Source organism: Runella sp. (assembly GCF_027484545.1).
Lineage (GTDB): Bacteria > Bacteroidota > Bacteroidia > Cytophagales > Spirosomataceae > Runella.
Window position 1 is genome coordinate 19,178 of the sequence record NZ_JAIXST010000138.1, and the last position, 8,286, is coordinate 27,463.

Genomic DNA, 8,286 nt, shown 5'->3' on the forward strand with positions numbered 1-8,286 from the left:
GTGCAATAGAATCACACGACGGCTTTTTACTATTTTCTTCTATCACTAAGGCAACATAAATACCGCGTTCGCAAACAGCAATTTCCCATTGTACCAAAACCCACGGAATAAGGGGTCATTGGCCATATAGACAATTTTGCCGCGACCTACTTCTTCAACGCCATAGAAGAGCGCATTTTGCAGCTTTTCTTTTAGATTTTTACCCATAAAACCTGCTACGTATCCTTCTTTTTCTTTTTTCAGGTAACCTACATTCCAACCGTCTTTCAGAAATTCATAATTGTAGGTGTTGTTAACCAACGCAAAGAAATGATCTGGGAAGCCAAAAGCCAACGGGTGCGTATTGTCCAATTTAATTTTATAAATACTTCCCGGGCTATCGTCCGAAACCGATTCACGCTCGCGGTTGGCATATACTTTCAAACTGTCGGCAGCGATTTTCTTATCTGCTTTTTTGGAGTCATCCTTTTTATTTTTCAGGCCAAATCCTTCTTTGTCAGCCAATAAGCTGGTGGCATTTTCCATCAAAATCAACCGTCCACCTCCACGCAACCATTCACGAAGTGCCGGGAACTGACTTTCGCGAAGGAGATTGGCACCGAAACCCGTTGGAATGATCAATACATCCAATTTTGCAAAAGGAATACCGGCTCCCGAGCGACTATTGGGGTCAATCAGCGTAATAGGATAGTTGAGTTCCTGATCAAACAAGTGCCAAACCTCACCCACGGCCGTCATGGAAGTACCATCGCCAGCTATTAATCCTACACGCGGTGTAATTTTGAGGTTATAGACGTAATCCGAACCAAAATCAGAGCCTTTGGTAGCGCCACCGCCTTCGGTTGGCGTCAGCGCCACGCCCAACTTAGCCGCTTCTGCCTGCACAATTTTATCCAGCGCATCACCCAGAGCTTCATTGCCCGCACGGGTAATGATGAGCGTACCCGGTGCGTAGGTTTTTCCACCCATTTCAAAGGATTTTTCCGCCGCCCGCACCCGTACTTTTTGTTTGGAAACAGCCGCCAAAAACTTTGCATCCTCCGCCGATTTCCACGTTGCCAAATACGCATAAGGCTTTCCCGTGATTGCCGATTGACGATTGGCGATTGGCGATTGCTGACTTGGCGTCAATTTTTCTTTTACGCCGTACGTCTTCACGCCAAACGCTAAGGGCACGCACCAAGAAGTAATATCATACGTCACAGAATCTTCGAGCATGGGCTTAGTCTCAAATAAAATCTTCAAAAGGTTGGATTTTGACTGATACGCACTGATGACCAAATCACCCGTTTCGGCCCGAAACGGCTCGTCTTTTTGGGTCAAGTAGTTATAACCCGTCAATGCTCTGGCCTCGCTTGAATACCCGTAACGAATTTGGTTTTTATCCAACAACTCTTTCAATGCTTTTACACGGCCTTCGTCACCGGCAGTTTTGATCACGTACGATTTATAAATGCCAATCGGGTTATTTTGATTGCGGTCATAGAACTTAATAAATTCATCCACCACTTTAGAAGAACGGTCGGCAATGGCTTCGATCGTGGCAATGCTCGCCGCTGAAACGTGCGCTACGCGGTCAGAGAGCCGTAAAGTATCCCCTTCATCCGGGCGGTCATACGCTAATCCTGCAACACCGCCACCGCCTTGTTCAAAGGTCATGGCAATGGCCCCGTTGTAGGTAGGCCACGTATCACCGTAGCTTGGATAGAGCAAGTCAAAACGCTCGTGAGTGTAATACAGCCAATTGTTACGGTCAAAATAGCGTTTGTTGTACGTCCCCACCACTTCCTGCATCTCGCGTTGCCACGGGGTAATATCTTCATGATATGGTTTGGCCGAAGGCGCAAAATAGTAGGGACTGTTGGGTCCCATTTCGTGAAAATCAGCGTGTACGTGAGGCATCCATTGGTGATAGGCAGCAATTAACTGACGGGTAATTTCCTGCGTTTGCCACGCCCAATCGCGGTTAGGGTCAAACAAATAGTGCGTATAACGACCTCCCGGCCATGGCTCACCGTGTTCCCAAGCTGATGTATTGGCATTGGGTGAACTGCCTATTTTTTGATTATACCAGTTTACATAGCGGTCATGCCCGTCGGGATTGAGACAGGGCGCTAAAATAACAATGGTGTTTTTTAAGATTTTTTCTGAAACGGTACTACCTGACAACAATTCATGCAATACTTTGGGATAAGCAGCTGAGTTAGTGGCTTCGTTTCCGTGGACGTTGTAGCTCATCCATACTACTGCCGGACGGGTTTTGCTCGAAGGCTGTCCGCTCATCATGCCGATACTCTTGAGGTGATCGGAACGTATTTGCTCCAGATTGCGCATGTTTTCTTCAGAACTCACGACCAACATAATCAGCGGGCGCTTTTCGTAGGTCTGCCCGTAAGTCATTAATTTTACTTTGGCAGGCACTTGCTGAGCAGCGTGCTCGGCATATTGGTACAGGCGGTGGGTGGGCACCATTTGCTCGCCGGGAGCAAAGCCAAAAAATTGTGTGGGAGATTGGAGTTGGGCAAAGGATTGAAGGGTAAGGAGTAATCCTGTCAAAAGCAATAGGGTTTTTCTCATTGGGTTTTGTTTGATGATAAATGGCATTCTAAGGAGTTTCGTAACAAATATAGACAAACTTCTTTTGAATGTATTTGACAAATTTAGCCGTAACAACCATAGAAAACGACGTATGGATGCTTTTTAGAGAAACTAACTGTACTAACTTCATGAAATCTCGTCGCGATTTTCTTCTCAAGCTTGGTGGCTCGGCTTTAACCCTGCCTATTGTATCTGCATTGACCCCTGCCGAAGCAGCTGTGCCCATGGTAGCGGCAGACAAACAACTTCGCGTGGCTTTGGTAGGACTTGGAAGTTATGCAGACCGAGTGGCAACTGCCATGAAAGATTGTAAACTGGCCAAATTGGTGGGTGGAGTAACGGGCGCCCCCGAAAAAGTAGATAAATGGTCAAGTAAGTTCGGCTTGGACAAAGCTAATTTTTACGATTACAAGGATTTTGAAAAAATAAAAGACAACCCCAACATTGATGCCGTGTATATCACGCTTCCCAATTCCATGCACCATGAGTATACGCTTCGGGCGGCTAAAATGGGAAAACACGTCATTTGTGAGAAACCCATGAGCGTCAGTGTAAAACAGGCCGAAGAGATGATAGCCGCCTGTAAAAAAGCCGATGTGAAGCTATACATTGGATACCGACTGCACTTCGAACCCTATACTCGTGAACTAATTCGGATGCGAAAAGCAGGCGAATTGGGCAAAATCATGCACGTAAATACCTACGACGGCTTCAAAAGCGGTGATCCTAATCAGTGGCGACTAAAAAAAGCGTTGGCCGGCGGTGGGGCTTTGATGGACGTCGGAGTGTATTGTATCAATGGCGCTCGCTATGCCACGGGCGAAGAGCCCATTTGGGTTTCGGCAGAAGAAGCCAAGACCGACCCCGTGAAATTTAAGGAAGTAGATGAAACCATTACATTCCAAATGGGCTTTCCAAGTGGCGCGATTGCTTCCTGCGGTACTACTTACAATTTTAATAATTTTGAACGGCTCTACGTCATAGGCGAAAAGGGCTTTGTTGATCTCAGTCCTGCTTTTGGCTATGGCCCCATCAAAGGTCGCACCAACAAAGGTGAAATGAGTTGGGACACCACCAAAATGCACCAAACCTGGCAGATGGACGGAATGGCCGATTGTATTCTGAATGGAAAACCCGACCCTAACGTAACGGGCGAAGAAGGGTTGAAAGATATGAAAGTGATTGAAGCCATTTATAAATCCATTGCAGCCGGAGGCAAGAAGGTGATGGTATAGAAGAGAATATACAAAAAAAGGAGGCTCGACAGCCTCCTTTTTTTTGCGTCCAAATCTAAAATTCAGGGGAGTGAAATCTCTGTTTTATAGTCTTCAATCTGATTCAAAAGTTCCATTGACTTTAGCACCGGAGTCCATTCTTTTCCGTCAAAAATCAAACGAAACCATTTTTTATCTTTGTTTTCAGGTCTGATGTGAAGGAATAGCCAAAAAGCAACGTAAGCAAAGGAAAAAGTGACAGCACCCTGTACAATGTAAAAGAGTGTATTTCCATTTTTAAAAATACCCTCAGACAAATAGAAAGTGGTCCAAACGGGAAGTTGTAAAAATAACACACGCGTCACCCAAAGCGTAGATGATTTCAAACGAGCCAGCTGTTCCTGCGTTTTCACAACTGACTCATTGCTATCAACCTGATGAATCAGAATGAGTTGATACACATAAACCACAATGGCTATTGCGGTCAGCACTAATTGAATGACAGCCGAAAACAGAAAAAATTTACTAACCTCGGTAAAGGCAGACACAAACAGGTTAGTCACTATTACACTCCCCACCCCAACCCACACTATTCCTACCAACAGGGTAAAAATTTTTAGGGGCTTCATGGATATCAAGAAGGATTGCACCTTCATTTTGGTAATTTCTTCTGCGTTTTTTCGGTTAAGCGACAGACTCTCTTCGAGTTTCTTGTCGTATGATTTCCAAAGATTGATTAATTCAGTCTCTTCCATTTTGTTACGTTTTAGTCCGATTGTTATCGGGATGAAAATTTTTGTTTTAACAGGGCTTTAATTTTTCCGATTTTAGTTGCTGCGTTGGTTTCCGAAATCCCGATGATTTCAGCGATTTCTTTGTGACTTTTTTCTTCCAGATACAGCAACATCAGCGCTTTGTCCAACTCTTTTAATTCAGCAATGAATTGGTGCAAAACGGCCAAATTTTGCTCTTTTTCCGTCGGCATGGTCGTATCGGAAACATTCAGAATATCATCATCAAGCGGATTGGCTATTTCTTTTCTGCGGTTTTCTTTCCGATAAAATGAAATGGCCACATTCAACGCAATCCGATATATCCAAGTGGAGTATTTGTATTGGTCGGTGTAACTTTCAAATGATTTCCACAGCTGTACCATCATCTCCTGAATCAAGTCTTTACGATCTTCGCTGTCTTTACAATAGGAATTTGCCACCTTATAAAGAATCCCTTTGTGAGATTCAATCACCGAAAGAAACAAGGCCGATTTATCCGTTGCATTCATTCCTTGCAGGTGTCAGAGTGTCAACAGGAATGGTACATTGGGCGGTTTGAGAAGTTCGTGTTTTATTTTCGATTGAATTCCTAATTAAGTGTTTATCCTTCATTTTCTTAATTATTCGCACAAGGGTTCATAAAATCACAATAAGAGCGAGAAAATTTTGGAGGAATAGATAAGCATGACGAATATACTAAGAAAGGAGGCTGTCGAGCCTCCTTTCTTAGTACTGCGTTACTCGTACAAAGCAGTTATAAATCTTTAATGCTTTTTGTATTTACAACAAATCATTTTTAAAAGCATACGCTACTAAACCTGCAGTATTTTTGGTGCCCGTTTTTTCAAGCAATCGCAGTCGGTGACCTTCTACGGTACGCGGGCTGACAAAGAGTTTCTCGCTGATTTCCAACGTCGAAAGTCCTTCGCAAAGTTGTTGAAGCACCTCCATTTCACGAGGCGATATTTGTACTTTACTATTGAAAAGCGGTGCCGGAGGAGTAGCCCGGGTGATTACTTTCCGGTGCAATGCCTTGGATACAAAATCGCTGTAATAAAATCCATCCGCCATCACTCGCCGAATGGCATTTTCCACTTCACCCGGTTCTGAATCTTTGAGCAAATACCCATTTACCCCTTTTTCGAGCAAATGAATGATAAATCGATCTTCCTCGTGCATAGACACAATAATCACCTTCAGATTTGGAAACTGCACCTGAATGTGTTCTGTCGTTTCTACCCCGTCCATAACGGGCATTTGTAAATCCAATAAAGCTATATCGGGCGTGACTTTGGCAAGCAAATCCAACAGTTCTTTTCCATTGGCTGCCTCTCCTATCAGCTCAAAATCAGGTATCTGATTGAGCATAGCCGTCATTCCCTTTCTGAAAAGGTTATGATCATCGGCTATTACAAGTTTTATCTTATTCATCTGAAATAACGTGATGAGTATATTTTAAAAATCTTCTTAATCTTCCGGGTTATCTTACTTTCTCAGCGGCCAAACTTTTGTCTGAAACAAGACCATTCTTTAATTCCACAATAGCCCGGCACCCCTTTTCAGGAGCTGTTTCGTACTGAATTTTACCGTGTATGATTCGCAAGCGCCCTTCAATACTGTCCAATCCCAAACCGGGCGATGGCCTCAGGCGAACATTCTCTAAATTGAACCCTTGCCCGTTATCTTCGATAACCATCCCGAAATCATGCGGCGGCAAGGATAGTTGTACGTGTACATTCTTAGCACCTGAATGTTTCATGGCGTTGTTGATAAGCTCCTGAGCTACCCGATACAGCATCAGTTCGGTTTTGGAATCTAACCGACAATTTTCATCCCCACAATATCCAAATGTCACACGAAGCGCATTGTTGCTGTTGCTTTTGGCGGCAAACTCCTGCAAGGCGGCCGGCAATCCAAAGCGTTCGAGCGTGGTAGGCACCAATTCCCTACTGATACGCCGCACGTGACTGATGGTTTCATCGAGCGCTTCCCGCACTTGTTGAGCCAGTCGTTCGGCTTGGTCTTTAGAGCCCAACTGTCCATATAATGCATTAAAAGTCAACTTAGTAACCGACAACAACGCTCCAATATCATCGTGTAAATCCTGCGCAATTCTTCGCCGCTCCGCTTCGGTTGAAGCCATAGACACCTCTAGAAGTTTCCGTTGAAACTCCGCCTCCATGTCTTTGACACGCATCTGTTGTTCAATTTGTTTGCGTTGATAATACATCACAAACAATACAATGAACAATGCCATAATAAGCATGATACCCGTCCCAACTATCACTATATAGGGAGATTCCATATACGGGTTCTAATGACTGTATTAAGTCATTTCAAAAATACATAGAAAAACAGTGGGGTCGGATTAATTTTAGTAAACGGTTACAAAAAGAGGACATTTTACCTCGTTTAGGGGAAACTACTCCTCAATTTTAGAAGGCTATTCAGCAAAAAAAGCCGAGTAATCAGCTCAGCTTTCAAAATTTTTTATCCAAAATTAAGGATTGCAAAAGTTTGGACATGGTAATCCCTCTCCTCCTGCCGCTCCACTATCAGTAGTTCGGGCATTGGCAATGGTCGTAATGTCCCTACCATCTTTATCAATCCCGGTAAAAACCAATGAGCTTTTGCCATTTTTATCTTTTGCAAAATAAAAACGTAATCCCACTACTCCTTTTTGGTTCATAAGCTTTTCGATTACCTCTTTTCCAAAAGCCACTCCTCTGATTTCGTCAGGGCTTGTCTTCTGATACTCTGCCATTTGTGCTTTTGCGTCTTTAAAAGAGACAACAGAGCCAATACTCGCCGCTACGCGTTGTTCTTCGGCAGTCAGTAAGTTTTTTGTGGGAGCCACGCTTACTTCTTCATCTTTTTGGCAAGCGAATACTAACGCAGCAAGGCAAATAAGGATTAGGATTTTTTTCATACTCTGGTATTGATTTAGGTGAAAAATATGAAAGGCATAATTCAATACCTTCTGGTATTGAATTATGCCTTTCATGACAAACACTTTAGCAAAAATTATCTGGAGGCTTTATAAACCAAATGGAGATTCCCAAAAAAATACTAAGTACAATAGAAAGTATAGCATCAATCACCCAATACTGTTGTCGTAATTCTACACTACTGTTAAAGGTTGTTTCTATAAACAAATATGAAAAAAGAGTCCCAGCATAGTAGAATAGTATTCCCGCACTAAACCAAAATAAGGGATATTGAGTCAAGTTAGAAACATAGAGACTCTGCAAAAGTTGATAAAAGTAAAAAAGAGTTAAGATGATTGTCAAAAATCCTGACGCATTATATGAAAACTGATTAAAATTCCTTGTCTTAACATCTAACAAAGTGGGATAATCTATAAATGCTGTAGTTGTAACAATCAGAATACAAGTCCATGCAAAAAATTTAAAATAATAATTTTTCACAACAAGACTGTATATAATTGCAATTACAGTGAACCCCAATAAATTATGCCAGTTATAGATATAGATGTTGTATACGTCCAACTGATTCATTATTAAAGTTGTCATATTTCTTAATAGAATCAAAAAGCAATAGATACCAATTAGTCTGTAAACATTAGTGTTTTGGCAATTTAATTTTAGTTATTAATTTTGAGAGTAAAACATTTTATTCTCATGGCACGCATAGCAAAAAAGGTGAGTTTGTCAGAAGCAGAAAAATCTGAACTGACCTCA

At 42.5% G+C, this 8,286-nt stretch carries 7 protein-coding genes; 1 reads left to right on the forward strand and 6 read right to left on the reverse strand.

The genetic code is table 11. The features are described from left to right. Positions 1-45: 45 nt before the first annotated feature. On the reverse strand, positions 46-2,577 hold the full coding sequence (locus Q0081_RS13005; RefSeq protein ID WP_298353896.1) for a M14 family zinc carboxypeptidase: 2,532 nt from the start codon (positions 2,575-2,577) through the stop codon (positions 46-48). 149 nt (positions 2,578-2,726) lie between these two features. Between Q0081_RS13005 and Q0081_RS13010 the strand changes: the two genes are divergently transcribed. After that, positions 2,727-3,833: a Gfo/Idh/MocA family protein gene (locus tag Q0081_RS13010; protein WP_298353899.1), complete on the forward strand. Its 1,107-nt coding sequence runs from the start codon at positions 2,727-2,729 to the stop codon at positions 3,831-3,833. Between the two features lie 62 nt (positions 3,834-3,895). Here Q0081_RS13010 and Q0081_RS13015 read toward each other — a convergent pair whose 3' ends face one another. From Q0081_RS13015 to Q0081_RS13035, 5 genes are all read right to left on the reverse strand, one after another. Then, entirely contained in the window at positions 3,896-4,567 is a 672-nt protein-coding gene (locus Q0081_RS13015; protein ID WP_298353902.1) for a hypothetical protein, read from the reverse strand. A 23-nt stretch (positions 4,568-4,590) separates the two neighbouring features. Next, positions 4,591-5,094, reverse strand: coding sequence for an RNA polymerase sigma factor (locus Q0081_RS13020; protein WP_298353904.1), 504 nt, complete (start codon positions 5,092-5,094; stop codon positions 4,591-4,593). 271 nt (positions 5,095-5,365) lie between these two features. Beyond that, positions 5,366-6,016, reverse strand: a complete 651-nt coding sequence (locus Q0081_RS13025; RefSeq protein ID WP_298353906.1) for a response regulator transcription factor — start codon at positions 6,014-6,016, stop codon at positions 5,366-5,368. A 49-nt stretch (positions 6,017-6,065) separates the two neighbouring features. Next, positions 6,066-6,890, reverse strand: coding sequence for a sensor histidine kinase (locus tag Q0081_RS13030; RefSeq protein ID WP_298353908.1), 825 nt, complete (start codon positions 6,888-6,890; stop codon positions 6,066-6,068). A 195-nt stretch (positions 6,891-7,085) separates the two neighbouring features. Then, positions 7,086-7,514: a hypothetical protein gene (locus tag Q0081_RS13035; RefSeq protein WP_298353910.1), complete on the reverse strand. Its 429-nt coding sequence runs from the start codon at positions 7,512-7,514 to the stop codon at positions 7,086-7,088. Positions 7,515-8,286 lie beyond the last annotated feature (772 nt).

What these genes read in the sequence shown, in the direction of transcription:
- Q0081_RS13005 (WP_298353896.1), bottom strand. Translation starts at nt 2,577, where the DNA reads ATGAGAAAAACCCTATTGCTTTTGACAGGATTACTCCTTACCCTTCAA.
- Q0081_RS13010 (WP_298353899.1), top strand. Translation starts at nt 2,727, where the DNA reads ATGAAATCTCGTCGCGATTTTCTTCTCAAGCTTGGTGGCTCGGCTTTA.
- Q0081_RS13015 (WP_298353902.1), bottom strand. Translation starts at nt 4,567, where the DNA reads ATGGAAGAGACTGAATTAATCAATCTTTGGAAATCATACGACAAGAAA.
- Q0081_RS13020 (WP_298353904.1), bottom strand. Translation starts at nt 5,094, where the DNA reads ATGAATGCAACGGATAAATCGGCCTTGTTTCTTTCGGTGATTGAATCT.
- Q0081_RS13025 (WP_298353906.1), bottom strand. Translation starts at nt 6,016, where the DNA reads ATGAATAAGATAAAACTTGTAATAGCCGATGATCATAACCTTTTCAGA.
- Q0081_RS13030 (WP_298353908.1), bottom strand. Translation starts at nt 6,890, where the DNA reads ATGGAATCTCCCTATATAGTGATAGTTGGGACGGGTATCATGCTTATT.
- Q0081_RS13035 (WP_298353910.1), bottom strand. Translation starts at nt 7,514, where the DNA reads ATGAAAAAAATCCTAATCCTTATTTGCCTTGCTGCGTTAGTATTCGCT.